The sequence below is a fragment of the Fictibacillus sp. 5RED26 genome, assembly GCF_015903895.1.
Taxonomy (GTDB): Bacteria; Bacillota; Bacilli; order Bacillales; family Fictibacillaceae; genus Fictibacillus; species Fictibacillus phosphorivorans.
The window spans coordinates 44,345-64,056 of record NZ_JACZDU010000008.1; the positions used below are offsets into that span (position 1 = coordinate 44,345).

General features: G+C 33.0%; 18 protein-coding genes and 2 pseudogenes. 12 read left to right on the forward strand and 8 right to left on the reverse strand.

Annotated features, from left to right (window positions below):
- The first annotated feature begins 302 nt into the window (after positions 1 to 302).
- Positions 303 to 1,403, forward strand: a complete 1,101-nt coding sequence (locus IHV10_RS19750; protein WP_197133576.1) for a tyrosine-type recombinase/integrase — start codon at positions 303 to 305, stop codon at positions 1,401 to 1,403.
- Positions 1,404 to 1,582: 179 nt separating this feature from the next.
- Here the strand turns inward: IHV10_RS19750 and IHV10_RS19755 are convergent, their stop codons facing one another.
- The 5 genes from IHV10_RS19755 to IHV10_RS19775 all read right to left on the reverse strand — a co-directional run bounded on the left by IHV10_RS19755 (position 1,583) and on the right by IHV10_RS19775 (position 5,527).
- Positions 1,583 to 2,299, reverse strand: a complete 717-nt coding sequence (locus tag IHV10_RS19755) for a proprotein convertase P-domain-containing protein (protein WP_197133577.1) — start codon at positions 2,297 to 2,299, stop codon at positions 1,583 to 1,585.
- Between the two features lie 365 nt (positions 2,300 to 2,664).
- A complete protein-coding gene (locus IHV10_RS19760) occupies positions 2,665 to 3,603 on the reverse strand; it encodes a nucleoside hydrolase (protein WP_197133578.1) in 939 nt (312 codons plus the stop codon).
- 39 nt (positions 3,604 to 3,642) lie between these two features.
- Positions 3,643 to 3,825: a hypothetical protein gene (locus tag IHV10_RS19765; RefSeq protein WP_197133580.1), complete on the reverse strand. Its 183-nt coding sequence runs from the start codon at positions 3,823 to 3,825 to the stop codon at positions 3,643 to 3,645.
- A gap of 174 nt (positions 3,826 to 3,999) precedes the next feature.
- Positions 4,000 to 4,356 carry a helix-turn-helix domain-containing protein gene (locus IHV10_RS19770; RefSeq protein WP_231618417.1) on the reverse strand — a complete coding sequence of 119 codons (357 nt, stop codon included), beginning with the start codon at positions 4,354 to 4,356 and terminating at the stop codon, positions 4,000 to 4,002.
- A gap of 718 nt (positions 4,357 to 5,074) precedes the next feature.
- The gene (locus IHV10_RS19775; RefSeq protein WP_197133582.1) at positions 5,075 to 5,527 is read right to left on the reverse strand and encodes a hypothetical protein; all 453 of its coding nucleotides are present in this window, start codon (positions 5,525 to 5,527) and stop codon (positions 5,075 to 5,077) included.
- A 316-nt stretch (positions 5,528 to 5,843) separates the two neighbouring features.
- On the opposite strand from IHV10_RS19775, the gene IHV10_RS19780 reads away from it, so the two are divergent.
- Both IHV10_RS19780 and IHV10_RS19785 read left to right on the forward strand, forming a co-directional pair.
- Positions 5,844 to 6,215 (forward strand): helix-turn-helix domain-containing protein, encoded by a 372-nt coding sequence (locus IHV10_RS19780; RefSeq protein ID WP_370629679.1) that lies wholly within the window; start codon positions 5,844 to 5,846, stop codon positions 6,213 to 6,215.
- Between the two features lie 450 nt (positions 6,216 to 6,665).
- Positions 6,666 to 7,514 carry an STAS domain-containing protein gene (locus IHV10_RS19785; protein WP_197133586.1) on the forward strand — a complete coding sequence of 283 codons (849 nt, stop codon included), beginning with the start codon at positions 6,666 to 6,668 and terminating at the stop codon, positions 7,512 to 7,514.
- Between the two features lie 89 nt (positions 7,515 to 7,603).
- On the opposite strand, the gene IHV10_RS19790 is transcribed toward IHV10_RS19785, so the two are convergent.
- The 3 genes from IHV10_RS19790 to IHV10_RS19800 form a co-directional block, all read right to left on the reverse strand.
- Positions 7,604 to 8,053 carry a hypothetical protein gene (locus IHV10_RS19790; RefSeq protein ID WP_197133588.1) on the reverse strand — a complete coding sequence of 150 codons (450 nt, stop codon included), beginning with the start codon at positions 8,051 to 8,053 and terminating at the stop codon, positions 7,604 to 7,606.
- Entirely contained in the window at positions 8,025 to 8,819 is a 795-nt protein-coding gene (locus IHV10_RS19795; RefSeq protein ID WP_197133590.1) for a ParA family protein, read from the reverse strand. Before IHV10_RS19795 ends, IHV10_RS19790 begins: the two co-directional genes overlap by 29 nt.
- A gap of 851 nt (positions 8,820 to 9,670) precedes the next feature.
- Positions 9,671 to 11,461 (reverse strand): hypothetical protein, encoded by a 1,791-nt coding sequence (locus IHV10_RS19800; protein ID WP_197133592.1) that lies wholly within the window; start codon positions 11,459 to 11,461, stop codon positions 9,671 to 9,673.
- Between the two features lie 411 nt (positions 11,462 to 11,872).
- Here IHV10_RS19800 and IHV10_RS19805 point away from each other — a divergent pair, with 411 nt between their 5' ends.
- From IHV10_RS19805 to IHV10_RS19845, 9 genes and pseudogenes are all read left to right on the forward strand, one after another.
- A complete protein-coding gene (locus IHV10_RS19805) occupies positions 11,873 to 13,057 on the forward strand; it encodes a DUF3800 domain-containing protein (RefSeq protein ID WP_197133594.1) in 1,185 nt (394 codons plus the stop codon).
- Positions 13,058 to 13,255: 198 nt separating this feature from the next.
- Entirely contained in the window at positions 13,256 to 13,564 is a 309-nt protein-coding gene (locus IHV10_RS19810; protein ID WP_197133596.1) for a hypothetical protein, read from the forward strand.
- Positions 13,565 to 13,656: 92 nt separating this feature from the next.
- Positions 13,657 to 14,037, forward strand: a pseudogene (locus tag IHV10_RS19815) (stage V sporulation protein R); the annotation flags it as partial.
- A 112-nt stretch (positions 14,038 to 14,149) separates the two neighbouring features.
- Positions 14,150 to 14,896, forward strand: a complete 747-nt coding sequence (locus tag IHV10_RS19820) for a hypothetical protein (RefSeq protein ID WP_197133599.1) — start codon at positions 14,150 to 14,152, stop codon at positions 14,894 to 14,896.
- A 207-nt stretch (positions 14,897 to 15,103) separates the two neighbouring features.
- A complete protein-coding gene (locus tag IHV10_RS19825; protein WP_197133601.1) occupies positions 15,104 to 15,556 on the forward strand; it encodes a DUF3888 domain-containing protein in 453 nt (150 codons plus the stop codon).
- Between the two features lie 77 nt (positions 15,557 to 15,633).
- Positions 15,634 to 16,320: a hypothetical protein gene (locus IHV10_RS19830; protein ID WP_197133603.1), complete on the forward strand. Its 687-nt coding sequence runs from the start codon at positions 15,634 to 15,636 to the stop codon at positions 16,318 to 16,320.
- Positions 16,321 to 16,464: 144 nt separating this feature from the next.
- Positions 16,465 to 16,980, forward strand: a pseudogene (locus IHV10_RS19835) (IS110 family transposase); the annotation flags it as partial.
- A gap of 26 nt (positions 16,981 to 17,006) precedes the next feature.
- On the forward strand, positions 17,007 to 17,357 hold the full coding sequence (locus tag IHV10_RS19840) for a hypothetical protein (RefSeq protein ID WP_197133606.1): 351 nt from the start codon (positions 17,007 to 17,009) through the stop codon (positions 17,355 to 17,357).
- 311 nt (positions 17,358 to 17,668) lie between these two features.
- Positions 17,669 to 19,408 (forward strand): mechanosensitive ion channel, encoded by a 1,740-nt coding sequence (locus IHV10_RS19845; RefSeq protein ID WP_197133611.1) that lies wholly within the window; start codon positions 17,669 to 17,671, stop codon positions 19,406 to 19,408.
- The last annotated feature ends 304 nt before the right edge of the window (positions 19,409 to 19,712 follow it).

Consider the following 19,712-nt stretch of genomic DNA (forward strand, 5'->3'; position numbering starts at 1 on the left):
ATGAAATCGGAATATTTATTCTGCTTCAGCCATAAAATTAAGCTTCATATTATAATTTCACGTATCGTTAATCTGAATTAACACTATTCAAATACAAGCGAATAGAACAATCATTCCTGTTACCGCTTATTATTTATAATCAAGATAAGTAAACATTATCTTGATTATAAAAATAAATTTACATTATATATGTAAAAAGTAGTTTATTAAGTTAGTTGTAGTGTTAAAATAAGTTGAAGACTTAATGAATAATACTAAATAAAGATAAGCTGATTCTATTTTCATTTTGAGAGGAGAGTCACATGAATAATCTTGAAATAACAAAAGAAAAAAGTAGAAGTGAAGAATTAACAGAGTTGATACAAAATCTGGAGAATAAAAAATTTTTAGATGAAGATCGAAATCTCAATTTGAGAGAAGCAAGCGAACGGGATTTTATCGAGATGTTCTTTTTTGCACGTGTTTTTCTAAAGGGGAAGGAGTTCTCCCATCATACGAAGCGAGCGTATCGAGCCGATGCAAAAACGCTACTTGATTATTTAGCTGAAAATGAACTCTCTTTTTCAGACATCGGATATCCAGAAGTAAAAGCGTACAACGAATACATCTCAGAGAAGTACGCTGCTAAGACAGCCATCCGTAAATTAGAGTTTTTTCGCAGACTGCTGGATTTTGGATACGACACCAAGTATTACTCAGCACTTCTCTCTCGTTGGATTCATAAACCTTCAATAAAACGTGGCCATTATTTAAATGAAGATAATAAGAACCGTGTGCAGTTACGTGAATTAAACCAGGTAGATGCGGAAAGGTTGATAGAGTACTTTCCACGAGTCGTGAGAACCAAACATAAAAAGAAACATCTGCAACAACGAAACTTACTTCTAGGTTATCTGCTTTACACGACGGGACTTCGTGCGAGTGAAATCGTTAATTTGAACAAAGGAAGTTTTTGTTACCGGAAAGATGAACTATGGGTGAATGTGATTGGTAAGGGTGGTAAACATCGTGAGGTTCCCATACGTGAAGAAACGGAAAAAGAACTTATTCGTTATCTTAATATGTGGGAAGGAAACACAGATATAAATATGAATGATGAAACACCTTTATTTTATTCTCTATATAATAAGGAAGAAACTCGTCAGAGAATTACTTATAATCACCTTTATAAGATTGTAAAAGAGGCCGTACGGATAGCTGGTGTGAACACAAAAATTAGTCCACATTGGTTTCGTCATACGTTTGTTACAACGATGCTTGAAAATGAAGTACCTCTTATTGATGTAAAAGAGTGGGTCGGTCACTCTGATATATCTACCACAAACCTATATTTAGAGCGAGTGAATAAAGGAAAGAGTTATCAGCGCTTAAAGAAAGTTAACTTGTTCGAAAATAGAGTATGAGAATCATAGTGCCGTTATCTTGTTAACTTTTAAGATGATTTGTAGATGTGTTATTAACTTGTTATAGAAGTGGTGATCTTTGTAAAATATGTAAAATAGTGCACCTTTTAAAGGTGCACTTCTTATTTTTTCTACACATAATTCTTGCCACTACTACGGGATAGATCATATAGTATGCCTTAGGATTCACAAGAAGTAATATTAAGTGTCCAACCACCGTCGATTATTCCTACATCACCACCGACAAAATCTTGAACATATAGACTCCAAGCACCATTGGGATTCGTTCCATTGAAGGCGAGTAATTGTGATCCGAATGGTGGCGTAGGTGCGGAAAGATTGTAATTTCGGTTACAGAACGCGCTAGGTTGGAACGTTCCGGAAACTACAGGTCCTACAATTTGACTAGGTGCATTATCATCAAAGGTTAGTGTGGCGTTTACAGCATTCGTTCCACCACCTGCGCAATCCAATAGATCTACATTTTGGCCACCAGGCCCAACTAGTAGGATGCCTACGTCATCTGGAAAGGTGTGACTAAAATTATTGATGACAACGGTTACTTTAAGGATATTACCATTTAATCCCGTGACGGTAATTGGAGAAGGATAAGGTACACCTTGAGATAAATCTGGAATTGTAATTGAGGTAGGATTGGTGAAGCTTGATGTTGTTTCAACACAAGAAGGTGTAATACCAATAGAACATATACAATCGCAGTCGATTATAATTGGTGAATCATCCCTAATGCCAATTATACAATTATCAATAAACTTATCAAATGTAATTCGAAAAGGTGCTGATGCACCTTTTAATAAGAGTAAAAGGGGAGTACCTTTACATAAACCTTTAAATGTTTGACATACACAACTATTATCTATTTTAATTACCTCCATAATTTTAGGTAAAATATATTATGTATTAAAACACATATTTGGTTAGACTCATATATTAATAAGTTGTATGATAAATTCGCAAGTATATTATATACATAAATATATGTCGTTGTATATGTCAATTTTAATAACAATAATTGCGTATAAATTAAAGTTGTTGTTAATAATAACAGAAAATACAGTATTTTTTTCACTACAAACATATATGGACGATTTGTAGATGATAGTCGAAATTACAGAATATGAGGTATGTAAAAAGCACTGCATTGCAGCGCTTTTTTATCCGATATTTTTTCATGTTTGACGATCTATAATGGATCCATTGTATGAAATGTAAGGGAAGCATAATTTTTATTGATAAACTATTATCTTTCTGTATTTACCATTACATCAATAAAATCTTCAATAAATAATGAATAATTTAGTTTTGTCGCGATTCGAGTTTTACCGTTCTGACCTGTTGGCCTTAGATCTATATAAGAAAGTCCCTTAGCTTCCCCAGCACCATTGATTACTTTAGCATCATAAAATATATAGTTAACTATCGAGGGGTTATTAATAAGCATTATGGCAAGTAGATCATGAATAGGTGCACCATGAATGCCGGGAATTAACTTTTGATACGCCTTGTAATAGTATAAAAATATGGGTTTCAGTAAATCTCTAAATGGTGAGGTTGTTTGTTGTATAACATGTTGTATAATTTGCTCGGTTAAGATGGCATCCTGTGTGGCATTTAAAGGGACGATTGTTAAATTGTGTGCATACTTTAGCACATAATTACTCGAGGTTGGATCTCCATAGAAATTTGCTTCAGCTAAAGGGGTGACATTACCTGGCACAAAAAAGGCACCCCCCATAATATAAAACGCTCCAACATTCGTAATTTCTTGGTTGTACAAGATAAAAGCTATAGCCAAGCTCGTAGATCTCCCGGTATCCACTACAATTAATTCTTTTCCGTATTTATTGAATAGGTATCTTATTGTATCAAATGGATAAATTTGATATTTCATATCGCTTTGAGGCTGAATCGGTCCTATTCCTCCAGCTCCATGAATTTCGGGATAATAGGTGACAGGATCCTGTTGAACAGGATTAGCTGCACCTGGAATAATGGGAATATGTTCTTGGTTGGCTAGTTTGAGTAAATAGTAGGCGTTTGCTGTAGCTTGTTCCTTAGTAACGTTTCCGTAGCTAGTCACAATACCAACTAGTTCAAGGTTAGGGTGTAAGAGTGTATAAATTATAGCCAAGGAATCATCAATACCTGGATCGCAAAAGAATAGTATCTTCTTCTTCAAAAGTAACCTCCTTGAACAAATTATTTGAATTAATGACCATTATTCATGTTCTAAACATTTATTTAATAAATCCATCATGTTATCGAGAGATAAATCTATTTCTTGTTTCTGTAGTTCCTCTAACTGTTTGATAAAATCGGTAACATTTAGCCCTTTTCTTTCAATCTGTTGAAGCACTTTTAAATATTCTACACGTATATACCGGTTATTTGATTGAGGCATTAGTTTCATCACCTTTAATTTAATCTGTGAGTTTGATTCAGATACAAAATTTATATAGTATATGTTCTATGTTGGCGTTTGAAACCAATAAAACATAAAAAACGCAAAAAATACCAATTGATTAGATTGGCTTGTACAAAAAATCATAATTTAATAATAAATTGATAAATGAGGTTAATCTTTTTCTCTAATTGTCTCCCTTAATTTTCTAAGAATTGTAATAATAAAATCAGCTTCCTTTACTGTAATATGCATTCCATCTAAAGTGAAATTATACTTTTCTGCAAGTTTTTCGCTACTGAGTTCAAGATCTTCTATTAGTTTTTCTTCTTCATTGGAATAGGTTTTCTCATCAAGAAAATATGAGATATTAACATCATATACATCAGCAATTCTGGATAAGAGCTTAATACTTGGATTTAAGAGACCGCGTTCTATTTTTGATAAATTGCTAAAATCATATTTAATTTTACTTGCAAGTGTTTTTATTGTGTCACCTCTTTGTTTCCGTAATTGCCTAATTTGGTACATCAGGTAGGCACCTCCTTAAAGATTGGAGAGAGTTTTTAGAGTTGTAGGCTTTCTAAATGACTATTTAGAAAAAGAGCTGCTATCATTATTAGCTCTTGTTTAGAACTAAAGTTAAAATTAATCACAAATATAGTGATGCGGATAAAAAGATGTAAAAGCCACATATAATGTAGAAATTAACCTTCGTAATCTTATTTTTATTCTGTTGTACTGTAAACTATGCTTGTAACAAGTGATTTGAGGGAAGGAGGACACTTTACAAATAAGTAAATAGAGTGTCAATTTTTTCTCTTTATAAAGAACTGAACATATTTTTGAGTTTCAGATTAAGGGAAGGATTTCAAATGAATTGAGTTATTATTTATTAAAGACATATGGAGAATAATAAAGGATAATTCTGAATGGGGAAAATTAACAGTATATCTCATGTATATGTGGTAGGCGTATAACTACTTTATTGATGAGATTACGGATGATTATTGTTTGAAGGAGCATTTCACCTTTTCATCAAAGTTGTAAAGGTAGACGGAGAGCTCTTTAGTACAATTTTGACTCAAAGACAATTGCAAGGTACTAGGATGATTGTCGATGTATTTGTTAGATTTTCGGATTTTCGGTTAGAAGTCGAAAGATAATAACTTAATAATTCAATTCAAACTGAAAACACCACTTATAGTGTGGCTTAACAGTCATTGTAAAAAATGCATACTATTATTAGCTATTCTATTGGCTCATGTTCACTAAAGTGATCGAGTAATCCAACTTTTACCTCATGAAGCTCCCTTTTGTCTATTGCCACACAATGGGCATCAACTTGGTATATATTATTATCTTTATCCGACTGAGGTTCTAATGTTATGATTAGGAATATATCTGTATTCGTTGTAGGTGTTAGGTAATAGAACACGGATCGTCCACTCCAGGCCTTCTCATAATTGTTGTATACCTGGTTGTATGTGTCACCGATAATCTGTTGTTTATTATTTATGGCTTGATTAATAACATCCTCTTTTTGTAGTCGGCAAACCTCAAGTAATTTATCAGTGATTTCTGTATAGATGTAAGCACCATTTCTCTTTATAAATGAAAAAATTAATGCATCATGTTTTGTTTCGTATTCTTTAATTAGTTTACGTATTAAACTAATTAGTTCAATAGTTTTTTTATCCATATGAGATCTCTCCATTTTTATTTTTCATTAATATGAATTCTTTCGAACCATAATATTTATATTATAAATAAAAGCATTTAACATGTATATGCATATTTAGAAGTGAAAACAATGAAAGAACTCCTGCAATAAAACAGGAGTATCAAAGGAGTGATATCGAGCTACTTAATAGCTCTTAATTCACTATATGCTATATAATTTATTTGGTGTCAGAAACCAATAAATATTTTATTTGCTTTATACACCAACTAATACAATTAAATTTACTAATACAAGTACTACGATTTAATATATAAATAAGGCACTAAATTAGGAAGTGAATGTATTGAAGCTGAAAATAAAAGAATTGCGTAAATTAAATGGAGATACTTTAAAACAACTTGCTTCAAAGATTAATTATGATTACAGCAATTTATCAAAAATTGAGCGAGGGATTTATTCGCCCTCTTTATCTTTATTAGAGAAAATAGCTAATACTTATTCTGTTGAAGTACATACTTTGTTTGAAGCTCAAGAAAACTATACTCAGGAAGAAAAAAGCTTAATAAAGGACCTAGATATTTCATCTAGTGAAATTTCTAAGAAATACAACATAGAGATTGATGGAGAAAGAATTACTGAAGACGAACTAAAGTTTATCATTGGTACCATTAGAATATTAAGAGATACAATACAGAATGGGAAATAAATGATACTTGCATCGATTGTGTTTTTCCTTTAAAAAAATATATATCTTTCAGGTATATTTTGCTTCGTTTCTCGTCCATCTCATCTTTTGTTCATTATTATTTACTCCATATCTTAAGTAACCTCATTACAACATGGGGTTACCACCTACTTTTAATTGCTGCAAATTTTTTCGCCACTTACCGTTATTTCTGCATTTAAATATCCTTCATTTATAGTTGATAGAATCCTATATTACAAGATTTGTGTTTGCACCTTGATATTTATGGGAAAAGAAATATACTTTATAATCTTAATAACTCTTTTTGAATAAATATCAGCATACAGGGAGTAATAGTGTAAGTCCTAAAGACCGTTTCAAATTTATGTTAGTATGTTATTAATAGTAACTAAAAAATACCAATATTTGATAATTTTAGGTATGATATTCTGTAAGGAGTTAAGAAATTATATGAACAAGGATGATAAACTGCTTCATTTTATGTGTGAAAAAACAAAAGAATTGACAGAGAGTTGGTATAATTCTCTAGATAAAAGTGATCCAAATGGTATATATTCATCTAATGATCCAGCTGTAATTAAGTCGATTAAGCAACAAAACTATGAGTTTCATAAGCGATTCTGTACACTATTTGATCAATCAATTACAGAGAAAGACTTTTTAGAAAGTTTTGAACCATGGGTTGTTAGTATTGCTAGAGATAAAAATCATTTAGAAACGCCAATTCATCTTGTACTAAGAGAACTATTTAGAACACAAGATCAATACTTAAAACTGTTAAATGAATTCGTTGAGAAAAAGCCAGCTGAATACGATCGCGAAACAGAAAATCAATGGAGAAACAGTATTATACAAACATTCGCAAAAGTTTTAGTTTGGTTTACACAAGAAATTAACAATTATGCCGCGTCTCAATTGGAAGCCCAAAAGGAGATGATACTGGAACTAAGCTCTCCTATCATTTTACTTAATAAAACTACTGGACTCCTCCCTTTAATCGGTGAGATAGATACTGTTAGAGCGAAGCATATACTTCAACACACTCTAAACAGTTGTTCTGAAAAGGGGCTAGATCATCTTTTTATAGATCTTTCTGGTGTATTAATCATAGATACTATGGTTGCTCAGCAAATTTTTCAATTAATTAATACTTTAGATTTGTTAGGTGTAAAAAGCACGCTTTCCGGTATTAGACCAGAAATAGCACATACAACTGTTCAATTGGGATTAGACTTTAACGACATTTCTATTACTTCAACCTTAGAACGTGCTATTACTTTAAAAGCACCTTTAAAATGAGGGATTACATAATAGAATATGCCACCATGTGTAATTAATTATAAACAATTCAAACTTGTTGTTTCTCTTAACGAATAAAAGCCGCTAAGTTAGCGGCTTTTATTCATGACACCATATTGTTCTAACAAACTTCTAATGGCTTTGTTAATTAGTTTTGACTTATCCCCCTTTTCACCACGTGAAGCGATGTTATCTACCTCAATAGCAAGATCAGGATCCATGTAGAAAGAAGTGAATACTTTTTTCCGTTTTTGCTTTTTAACTTTGTTACCAGATGCAAGCATTCGAAGATAATCGTCATCTTCATCCGCATCAATGTTATTATTATCATTAACATCGTTGTCATTGTTGTTGTCGTTAATATCATATATTTTACTAGCTATTTCATCATCGTTGACGATGACATCTTCAACAACTTTTTCAATGATATTATCATTTTGTTCTACATTTTTATCATCAACATTGTCATATGAATTAAAGAAGGCCTGTGTGGCATTGGGTTTTTTTATCTTATCCTTGAGGTTGCTCTTTTTTGACACGTTTCTTCAGCTCCTTCACAAATGGAATATAGTACTCAAGCGCATTTTTTAGTTCGGGATTCTCATCAAACCCGGTAATTGCCAAACGTCTAGTTGCTGCTTTTCTTTTAATAATCGTCTTAAAGCGAACACCAGGGTAATCTTCATCGACGGATTCTTCCATAATTTCGTTTTCTTTTGCTCGTGCATCAATAAGGGAAAATAAAATGCCAGCTGTTTCAAGATTTGGGTTGTACCGTTCTTTTGCACCTTCAATGATTTCCAGAAACTTAGGAATGGCATAATAAGCAAACATAGAACCATCGAACATGACAACCGCGTAACTTCCTCCTCTTGTGTATGTACTTAAAGGCATTACAGTATGTTCCGAAAGTGCAGGTGGAGTATCTATTATGATCCAATCGTAGTCTTCCATTACAGGTTCTAAAGCTTTTTGCAATGCATCCAATCCAAGGCCATTTTCATACATCATACGCGGTAAAGTAGCGAGAAAGTCATTAGACGGTATGAGATCCAAGTTTTCCGAAATTTTAATAATATATTTCCTTGCATCACCATCAATGATAGCTTCAAGCACAGTTTTCTTTTCAAAGACATTGCAGATATCATATTCACTTGTTAAGAAACTTGTTAAGTTACCTTGTCCATCCATATCAACTGTAAGCACTCTGTCTTTCTTGCTGAGCAGGTATGATGTGATGCCACTACTAATCGACTTTGAGCAACCACCTTTGCTGATTCCAAACGTAATGATTTTTGCTGTCAAAATTAACACCTCACAATTGTTCTTCAATTTGTTACTTTTCATTTTATCATCAAAATAGTCAAAAACCTTTAGAAAGTTATCGACAATAATACACAGTATAATGCGGCAACATTGTGTATTTTGTCGACATACTCAATCATAAAAACAATAACAATTATAACATATTGATGTATTTATATGTTGTTAAAAATAATAATAACATGTACAAATATATCATATGTATCATTGTTGACATATGTTTAAGCATTCATAAATTGCTTTTTTTAGTACTATTAGGATCAAAATCAAACTATTTTTATGTATGTTAATACATTTATTTAGATCTGGAAAAACGTATTAAAAAATTGAGTTTAATTGTTAAAATTGTACTTCCTCATTCAGGAAAACCTTTCTCTGTTTGTTCATATTAAATGGCAAAAGGGGTCAGAGATTCCATTGCTCATAATATTGAATAGTATAATGTTGACTTTGATAATAATGAATACAATACATTCAAAAAATATCATGATACTATTGATAATAATAGATTTATTGTACTATCACATGTTAAATTCAATTATGTTGTTTATTATATTAATACCGTTAATAATAGTATTAAAGTTAAAGGTAATATCTACATTAGCAATGTTCACACGATTAATTTAAAAGATAACATTGTTGCATTATTATTTGTATAAAATAATGTGTATTTATAATATAATACATATGTTGTAAATAACATATGTATTATATGTGTATATGATTGTTGTTAATGTGATCATATATACATCGTTTGACCTTGTTTCATATTTCCTAAATACGTCTTAACTTAACAATGACAACAACATAAATGTTGTTGTCATTGTTAATAGTTACATAATACTTTTTTCTTTTAACCAGTTGAGCATCTTTTCGTCATTATTTTTGTTTTGACGTTTATTTTCTCCACGTAAGTAGCGTGAGAGGGTAGTGTGAGCGATTCCTATCTCACTTGCTGTCTGGCGGATACTGACATTAAGTGAATCAATCATGTTCTTCATGGTTTCAGGTGATAAGATGATTTCTTGACTCTTTGTGAACGAAACATTACCTTTTACTAAATTTGTATAATCCACTGTAACGGCTGTCTCTTTCTGAACGGTTTTCCATGGAGAATTATATGGTATGCTTAAAGAATGTCCGTCATTCATCGTCGTGGCTTGTGCAATAATCTTCTCATCGTAACTAACTGCAGAAGAGGAGAGTAAATTCTTTTGATTCTCTTTCACTACAGAATCGTTTGGAAGAATTAATACGTTAATCTTAGACCAATAACTAGTGACCCACCCTTTCTTTCCAATGATTTCTTCATCAATCTCCTCTGTATACTTCCAACTTTTAATCACATCGTCCTTTTGAAGCTCATCGAGTACATTCTCAAACTTGTCTCGTACCTGAACGCCATTATAACGAGAAGAAATGTCCATAACTTTTAAAAGGGTAGCCACTTTAAATGGCTGCTGAAGAGATCGACGCATTGTACGAATCTTCCATTGAAGGTTCAAATACCGACCTAAACGTTTCTGCTCTCTTTGTGTATAGTGACTATACTGAAAAATCTTTAAGTCGAGAATGCCGATTGATCGATTAGGTCCTTCTAAATACGGTGTAAGGATGGAAGTGGGTTTCACCTGAACCGCGTAGATTCCTTTGGCTTCATTCGATTTCTTGTCATATGCTACACGAATCTTTCCGATTTCAAACATACGTTGAAAGTCTATGAATTTATAAAGTTCATTATCTTCCATTTCTTCTGCATTTATAACTTTGATCTTCTGTTCCCCCAGAGATACCCAAATGGAAGAGAGAGCTGCTACACGCTTCATGATATTAAATCGGTCTTCTTCACGAAAATCAAGCTCTCGACCTTTAGATGTGCGCTTCTTTAGGTTTCTTAGACGTAAGGCATCATTACTATGGAATTCTATGTACCCTTCATTATCTCTCGGAGATACCATCCAAAGATATGTAATAAGATCAAAAAGATCAGCTGTCATCTCATCTAATGAACTAAGTGTAGATTCAATGAGTTCTAACCACATTTCTTGTTGATCAGCTGCTAACTGGGGAATGTTAGCATCGTTTGGCCTGAGCTCGGCCATTCCTCTAACTTTTCCTTTGTTATCAATAATCTCAGTAGTAAGATATCCTGTATCACTTGGTTTATACTCTTTTTTCTTTGTAACAATATCACGCATCAAGTGAAAGTCCATATCCATGCTAGAATAGATGTAATCCCTATCTATAACTTCCTTAATTTTCTCTTCATTTAAACTGCGTTTAATCTCAACATTAGGAAATTCTTGTTGAAAATGACCGGTTAATAATATTTTTATCGTATCTTTGTAGCGTTCCACAGCTTCGCGTATCATGAGCTTCGTAATATGTTCTCCAAAAAATAGAGACTGAGTAAATAGAGAGAATAGAGCGCGAAAACTAGAACACATCGCTTCACAGGGTACTTGACTTGTAGTCTCCTCATTTGTCATATCGTATGCATCTTTGTGCCATTGTTCTATCACGTATGGACGATCTTCAAATAAATGCTTTGTTTCTTCAAACATTACAATTTTTAGATACCTATAGTTTAATATTAACCGATCAGGCATTTCTTCATAATTCAATTTAGAACACCCTCTCTGTGTTTTCTTAGATAATTACTATCCGCGTATTAAGGCACCATCTATTTTTTATTATAACAACATTTGCACCACTTATAGATGAAAAATGCACCAAATACCATAGTTCAAGCAATAAAATGCACCATTATTGTATTTTTGAGCGAAACCTGTTTACTATTAATGCACCAATACAAGCTTCAATGTCACAACGACAAAAAATCGATTTCTTTGAACTAGTCACTTAGTAGTAAATAATTTTTATTCAACATAAGGGCTAGATTGTGGAATAGTAACTATTTAATTATTGTTAACCATAGACTTAATTAAACTTTAAATAAATTGTCATATTTTACGTTGTTAATTGAAGGGTTTTTTGTAAAAAAAGAGAAACTCCTTCTTTAGAGGTGGAGTAAAATGTTAGAAGAAGATTTGGAAGTTCTAGACCAGATTGAAAATGAAGTGTTAGATGATGAAGAGGTTGAAGTTTCTGAAGAGAACGAAAAAGAAGCCGAGAGAAAAAAGAAAGCAGATGCCTTATGGAAAGCTGTTCAAATGGGAGATGTTAAACATTTAACCACTAGGGTAGCTAGTATATTAAACAGGTACCCCGAAACGAGAAACTCGGATATTACCCTCCAAATAAAATACTGGCAAATTTATAATAATTTAACTTCAAATTTTGTAGATTTAACAAGATTATATACTCTGGAACGCTTAACATCTATCTCAAGAGCTCGTGCAAAAATACAAAACGAATATAAATTATTCTTAGCAGACACCGAGGTAAGACGTCGAAGAAGAACTTTAGAAGAAGATGAAAAGGAAGCGCAATTATTAGATAAGCCTTCTTATGGAACAATTAATGTTTTTGCAGATGAAACAGGTAAAACTGAAACATTTGTTATCGTTGCAGGAGTTTGGTTGTTGAATGAACAATTATCCGCAAGAGTTCAGAGAGATTTTCTTCAATGGTCCAGCAGAAAAGAAGCTCAAGGTGTGAAATTACCTGAAGAGTTTCATTTTAAGAATTTAAATAACAGGAATAATAAAGAATTAGAACTTTATAAAGAATTCTTTAATCTTATACTTCGCAATGGTGAAATGATTAGTTTCAAGGCTGTAGCTGTTAATAAGAGTAAAATTAATAGGATCCCTATATCTGATTTGATAACAAAACTTTTTTATCAGTTTATTAGATTAGGCGTTAACCATGAGATTAGTTCCAATAGAATTCAACTACCAAAAAAGATTAATTTAACAAAAGACGAAGAAGAAGGGGAAAGCGCCTTAATTCTTGAGACAGTAAAACAAAGTTTAGAAGACAATTTTAAAATTCATTATGAAGATGATTTGAAAATGGATCAACTAATCTCTATGCCATCACATGAACATATATTTTTACAGTTTGCCGATCTATTTGTTGCAGCACTTAATAGAAAGTATAATAATCCAGGGAACAACAATAAAGATAAACTGGCTGATTATATACTTGAATCAATACGAATCAAAGAAGTAAGATTTTCGGCAAGTCAAGTCGAGATTGATGAAGAAAAAGAATTGGAAGAAATTGATCATTCAATACTATTTATATTCGATTAAAAGGGAAGATACTTTTGAAAGATAAAAATCCGTGATAAAACCTAAAATGAAAACGCTTTGTCACCAAGCGTTTTTTTTTCTGATTTTAAAGTTAAAGTATTTAGTCTAGTTAAGAATTTAAAAAAAGTTTGTTATTTCCTTTTTTTCTAGAATTAAGGGTGAGAGAATGAACCTAAATAAAACAAATGAGGTGGTTATTTGGAGAAAATCTTTTATCATCCAACTAAATTTAAAGGAAAAAATATACCTGTTTTTTCAAGTTATTATCAATACCAGACAATATCCTATTTTCTAGAACTTTCAGAGAAAATTGAACCCTCTCTAATAATAGATTTAGAAAAAATGACTGCATTATATGCAACAGTTGAGAAAATCATCGATGGGAGTATTCTGGATGAATGGTTAAAATTTGAACAAGCCAATCTAATAAATAAGGATGCAATCGAACTAAGAGAGACCTTAACTAATTGGGCAAAGAAGTATAACTTATACAATGATGACAATTAAACCTTCTTAGAAATTGCATTATGGGCGTTACCAAACATAATTGACCACCCTAAGGATATTGAAGAACGTAAAAATTTTTAAAAAAAGTTATTATCCGAAATTACCTAACCAAAGATCTCGCTCAGCGGGAAGATATGTATCTATTCCAAAAGCAGGGCAAAGAATACAAGGTAGTCGACAAGCAGTGAGAAGAAGTATGTGATCAATTTGTGAGTATGCGAGTAAACGGAGGCTTTCCGTTTATCACAGTAAATGACGCCGATTACATGAAGAACGGAGAACTCTACCTCGTCCACAGCTATGAAGACATGGAGCTTGATGTGAAGTATCTAGAAAAAGTATTGCCGCATCCACATCACCTCTGGGGACGTCCTGTTCATATGGAGACGAGGATTGAGCAGAAGCCTGTGCTGTTCACGTTTTATGGAAAGACGGTTCATCGGTTCATCGAAAGTACCTTTAAAATTAAATAATTGTTTTAAAGCACTCCATCTGGGGTGCTTCTTAATTATTATTTTTTTTGAATTAATCTTGAGGATACATACATTTACAAAATCTACAAATTCTAATCTTGAGGTGATTTTAATGAAAAAAGCGGTAATGATTTTAGCTATGGTGCTAATCTCTGCTTCTTTAAATAGTCCTAAATCTAATGCAGAAGTAAGGAAAGTCAATAAAGAAGAAATGATTCTCTTCACTACATCTGAACAATTGCTATTAAGTTTTATTGAACCCAAAGTAGAAGAAATAGTTCAGAAAGAGTATGGTATGAGAAAGCCGTGGAGATTTGTTAAGGTGTACGAGGTCAAACATGTTGCTAAGATTAAAGAACCTAAATCATGGTTTGAGTTGAAAGCAATAATCGCAGTAGGAGAAAAATCACAAAAGAAATACGATAATCTGACCTTAAAGTTTTCTAACCATTATAATAATGATAAAAATTTTCAGAAAAATTTAAGAGACGTTTCCTTTGAATTATTAGATTATAAGCACGATGTTAATATTGGTCTTTCTGTACCATGGAGCAAATATCCTGATAACTCAGAGATCAAATTTGCGGATGTTAATACATTTTATGAATCGCTTGATAAAAAGCAATATGCTGAATTTAAAAACGCAAAACTTAACATCCGTGAGAAAACGTATTATAAAGATATCAATAATGTAATGTCAAGAGCTGATAAATACGGAAAAACAAGATCACATGGAGACGGCTATTCCCCAACTAGGCAGGTCTATGTATTTATAACAGTTTCTGAAGATGGTACTAAAATGAAAACAGCCGTTTATGATGCTGAAATTGAAAAACTAATCTCATCTAGTTCTCATTAAAAAATAAGCATAATGGTTATAAAAAGCACGCCAGTAGCGTGCTTTTTGATGTATTTACTGTTCTTTCCGTCAAACGTGATTAGTACAGGTTGTGCTCAATTTTTGTTTCCCAACGGTTGTCCCGCATCAACTTTTTATTAGAATCAATGAATTTACAGATCGCAAATGGAGATAACATCAAGATTCTAAAAGGAGCAGAATACATTAATGAGAAGAATTTTAATTTTATTTTTACCTCTATCCATTGCAATAAACATAAATATGTATACACTTGCAGAAGCTGTTCCCAAGCCTCCTGAAGGTTCTAGAGAGGAACTTTATCAAGATCTATTTATTACGCTGCTTTCACCATACATCGATCAACCAATCAATAAATATTACTCAAAAATCATCAATATAACTCCTATGGTATATCCGTATGATGTAGATATAATTAGTGCAAAAAGGATGTTTGAAGGAAGATCATTTCTATTTTTAGTAACTCTTGAGGTTACACCAGTTGTAGGTCCGCACATTTCTGTTGGAAAAGATAGACTTACGTTTAAAATTGTGTCAGGTGAAGGAGTTGGTCAACAAACAAAACTAATTCAATTCAATCATTTGGAGACATATGAATTACCACCAAATTGGAAACACATTCTTAGAAAAAGTAATATTTAATAACAATGCTGATTTTAATATCTGCAATCGCTCCTAATAAAGTGAAGGCATAAGCAGAATTTAGAGGTGATTAAAAAATGGCTAATGTAAAGTTATTTAGAGCTATTTATATTCCAGAGACACCGTTTGTAAATGGAGTATTAAAGCCTAAAAAGGCAAAGAAATATAAATTTGAGTTATTGAAAAGTGAAAAAGTAGTAAATAATCTATATCAACTTATTTATAAAAGGGATGATAAACTACTCCATAATTATTATTTTGAGAATATAGAAGATGAGTTGGAAAGATACTTGTTTGTGGAGAATAATGAATTATATGATGACTTTATTTCACAGTTTTGGGGCGGCGGACAAAGGTACTGGGAAAGTGGAATGGACGTTTATTTAGATTTAGATCGTCCTGAAGAGGTATTTGGACAGTTAACTCATGTATATAACAATAGTTTTTATGAGGAGGATGAGCCTACGCCATTAAGCCATATTTTCGGTCAACAAATGTGGCATAGCAACGCCTATGTTATTGCCAATCGAACAGCTTTATTGGAACTTAAAGAAGCGATTGATGTTGCATTAAAGTATGAAGAAACACGATTAGGCTTAATGCCTTCTGATGGTGAAGGATATGATTTATTTATAAAATGCGTTGAAGATGATTTTAAATGGGAAGAGTTAGAAATGCCATATCATGATAGAGAATGTTATGTACCTGATGAAAAAGTAGAGCTTCAACCGCATAAGATTTTTAAAAATTATCTGATAAAGTAATGATCTTTCTTATTCAACAAACGAGCAGCATTCCTGTAATGAAGAAAAATGAGGTTTGAGAATTAAAATAACCTCCTGATAAGATAAAGATGTCCTAAAGCTGGCCAGCGAAAGGGACAAATTATCTACCAGGAGGCCTACAAAATGAATTATAACCAAAATAATAAGATTGCTCAAATCACTTCTCAAACACTGATAATAGGGGTAGACATAGCAAAATCTAAGCATGTCGCTCGTGCTCAAGACTTTAGAGGAATGGAGTTTGGTGCACCGTTATATTTTGAGAATACAAAAGATAGTTTTATTGTTTTTTTAGCTTGGATTGAGCAATTAATAAGTCAACACAATTTGGATAAAGCCATTGTAGGAATGGAACCGACAGGACACTACTGGCTTAACCTCGCTCATTTTCTTAAAGAGGAGAAAATCAAATTTGTAGTTGTTAACCCTATGCATGTTAAGAAAACTAAAGAATTAGATGATAATTCACCAACAAAGAATGACGTTAAGGATGCAAGAGTAATAGCACAGTTAGTCAAAGATGGAAGATACGCTGAACCAAACATCCCACAAGGAGTTTATGCAGAACTTCGAGTGGCACGTAAAATACGTGATCTTCTATCTGTTGATTTACAGGCTGTTCAAGGACAAATTCATAACAACATCTCCATGAAGGGAGGATTAGAATGAGCAGCTTGTTTACAAATGATTCTGACATTCATTATAAAAGTAAAAGAAGAGTAGAATCATGTATTTGTAAGTTATTAGATAATTGGGCTAATAATATTCATGACTTGTGTTCAATGGGTAGTCAGCATAGAGTGTTTATTGTGTTAAAAGGTGCTTCTCGACCTTTAGCAATATTCGGAAAAGAACCTACAGAATTTACTTTTGTTAAATTTGACCGTAGAACAGGTTGTGCGGTGTTTAGTTTTGAAGAATACAGAGGACAATATAGGACAGTAGTTTTCAATTGTAGTTGCATTTGCGGCTTACTTTGTTTAGGTGGCAAACGTCCGTACGAAGCGTTACCATAATACTCAAGAATAATTGCCACTTTCGATTAGATACATGTAATGAAACGGTCTCTCTCCTTAGGGGTCGTTTTTTATTTTCCCGTAAATTCAATTAAAGTTTTAGGGATGAAAGGATTGGCAATGTGGGCTATGTATAAATGCCACTTTTCTAAGAATCACCTATTATTGAATGAGTCGATCTGAATTATTTCTCTTTGCTTACATAAGTAATGGTCTAACTTCGTGATGTTTCCATTTAAAGCTTATAGTTTAAACAAGTTACGGTATGGGAATTAGTGCATTAATAAAGAAATAATTAAAGGAGGACAAACATGTACGATTACAATGGAGTTACAGATTCTTGGATGGCTTATTTAGGTAGATTGCCAGATTTGCTTCTTGCTATTTTAGTTTTATTAATTGGTTGGCTAATCGCCTCATTGGTTGCAAAAGCAGTAAAAAAAGCATTACACAAAACAAACTTTGATAACAAAGTCGCGAGGTGGATGAAACCTGATATCCATGAAGACCAAATAGAACAAACCCGTACAAGCAAGTATTCTTCTGAAGAAGTAATTAGTAAGGTTGTATTTTGGATTCTGATGGCAGTAGCCATTGTTATGTTTTTGAACATGCTCAGTCTTCCGTACGTGGCACAACCGATCTCAAATGCTTTAGGTGTGATTGCGGCAGCGATTCCTAACCTACTTAAAGCAGCCCTAATCGCGGCAGTGGCTTGGTTGATAGCCTCTGGTTTATCAATCCTAGTTAAAAAGTTAGGTCAGAACACAAGATTTGAGAGGTTACTACACCGTTGGAAACTGACTCGTGATCCTCGTCAATCTGACAAAGCTGTACTCTCTGCATCAAAAGCAGTATTCTACCTTACATTGTTATTGTTCCTGCCAGCTGTGTTATCTGCTTTGGGAATTGAAGCCATTTCTGAACCATTAGAGGGTATGCTGACAGGTCTCTTCGCATTTTTACCTAAACTTCTAGGAGCAGCAATCATTCTTTTTGTAGGGTGGTTAGTTGCTAAGATCGTTAAAGAAATTATTGTTAACTTCTTAGAAAGTATTGGTACAGACCGATTAGCTTCAAAACTTGGTGCCGAACGTGCACTGGAAAAGACATCTCTTTCTCAGATCATTGGAACAATCGTTTATGTATTTATCTTAATTCCAGTTGTTATTTCAGCTTTAGAAACGCTTGATATTAATGGGATTTCAGGTCCTGCCATTGGAATGTTAGGTCAGATCATGGACATGATTCCAAATATCATTGTTGCCATCCTTTTAGTAGCTGTTGGATTATGGCTTGGCAAATGGGTGAAACAAGCAGTTACCTCATTATTAGAACGAGTTGGATTCAATGGCATCTTCTATAAGATGGGCCTTGGTTCACTTCATAAAACAAATCAGACGTTCACGATCTCGGAAATGATTGGATATGCGGCTCAAGTCGTTGTTGTGCTGCTGTTTACGATTGAAGCACTTCAGCTCGTTAAGCTAGAGAGCTTAGTAAACATACTATCAGTTGTAATTGCGTATATCCCGATGGTGTTGACAGCTGTGTTGATACTAGGAATCGGTTTTTATGCTGGAGACCTTGTGAAACGTGTTGTTCAAAGTATGATCAAACAACAAACAGAAGGAAAACTTCTTGGCAATATTGCAAAGTATACGATAATCACTCTAGCATTCTTTATGGCTCTTGATCAGCTTGGAGTAGCGAAAACAATCGTAAATGCTGCATTCATCCTCATTTTAGGTGGTTTTACGATTGCGTTTGGTCTAGCATTCGGATTAGGTGGTCGTGAAGCGGCTGGCCGTACGCTGAATAAATGGGGCCGTAAGATGGAAGAGACGACGATTCAAAGTCCAGACCCAGCAGAATGGAAAGACAAGACGAGTTTAAAAGATTTCCGTACAGATTCTTCTAAACCGGAAAGCAATCTTATAGACGTAGATATTAATAAACCGCATACAATTGCAAAAGATCGCCAGTTCGATCATTTAAACACACCAAGTGATGAATTTGGTATAAACAATAAACCAAAACGAAATGATTAAATAAGATAAATAAAAACGACGGCTCATGAAGGTGAAACAAAACCTTTATGAGTCGTTTTAATTCGAGGTAACATTTTTGAGCGACTTATCGTAAAAAATACTAATCAAGAATTAGTAAATTAAAAAAGTATCCCATATATCATAGGGTAGGTAAATAATTTATTAGATTTTTACTGGTCTATACTGTGAAATAAATTGTGAGATAGTCTTGTCAGTGAGTGTTCTTAGTCAAAGGGTCAAAGGGTAGAAGAATTTTTGAGAAAGACCAGGAAAGGGATGATTCGAGCTTTATTGAGTCATCATT

Bases quoted from the DNA above. Each gene is read 5' to 3' on its own strand.
- IHV10_RS19825 (WP_197133601.1), top strand. From the start codon at position 15,104: ATGAGAAGAATTTTAATTTTATTTTTACCTCTATCCATTGCAATAAAC.
- IHV10_RS19840 (WP_197133606.1), top strand. From the start codon at position 17,007: ATGAGCAGCTTGTTTACAAATGATTCTGACATTCATTATAAAAGTAAA.
- IHV10_RS19830 (WP_197133603.1), top strand. From the start codon at position 15,634: ATGGCTAATGTAAAGTTATTTAGAGCTATTTATATTCCAGAGACACCG.
- IHV10_RS19775 (WP_197133582.1), bottom strand. From the start codon at position 5,527: ATGGATAAAAAAACTATTGAACTAATTAGTTTAATACGTAAACTAATT.
- IHV10_RS19755 (WP_197133577.1), bottom strand. From the start codon at position 2,299: ATGGAGGTAATTAAAATAGATAATAGTTGTGTATGTCAAACATTTAAA.
- IHV10_RS19765 (WP_197133580.1), bottom strand. From the start codon at position 3,825: ATGCCTCAATCAAATAACCGGTATATACGTGTAGAATATTTAAAAGTG.
- IHV10_RS19805 (WP_197133594.1), top strand. From the start codon at position 11,873: ATGTTAGAAGAAGATTTGGAAGTTCTAGACCAGATTGAAAATGAAGTG.
- IHV10_RS19770 (WP_231618417.1), bottom strand. From the start codon at position 4,356: ATGTACCAAATTAGGCAATTACGGAAACAAAGAGGTGACACAATAAAA.
- IHV10_RS19820 (WP_197133599.1), top strand. From the start codon at position 14,150: ATGAAAAAAGCGGTAATGATTTTAGCTATGGTGCTAATCTCTGCTTCT.
- IHV10_RS19785 (WP_197133586.1), top strand. From the start codon at position 6,666: ATGAACAAGGATGATAAACTGCTTCATTTTATGTGTGAAAAAACAAAA.
- IHV10_RS19845 (WP_197133611.1), top strand. From the start codon at position 17,669: ATGTACGATTACAATGGAGTTACAGATTCTTGGATGGCTTATTTAGGT.
- IHV10_RS19750 (WP_197133576.1), top strand. From the start codon at position 303: ATGAATAATCTTGAAATAACAAAAGAAAAAAGTAGAAGTGAAGAATTA.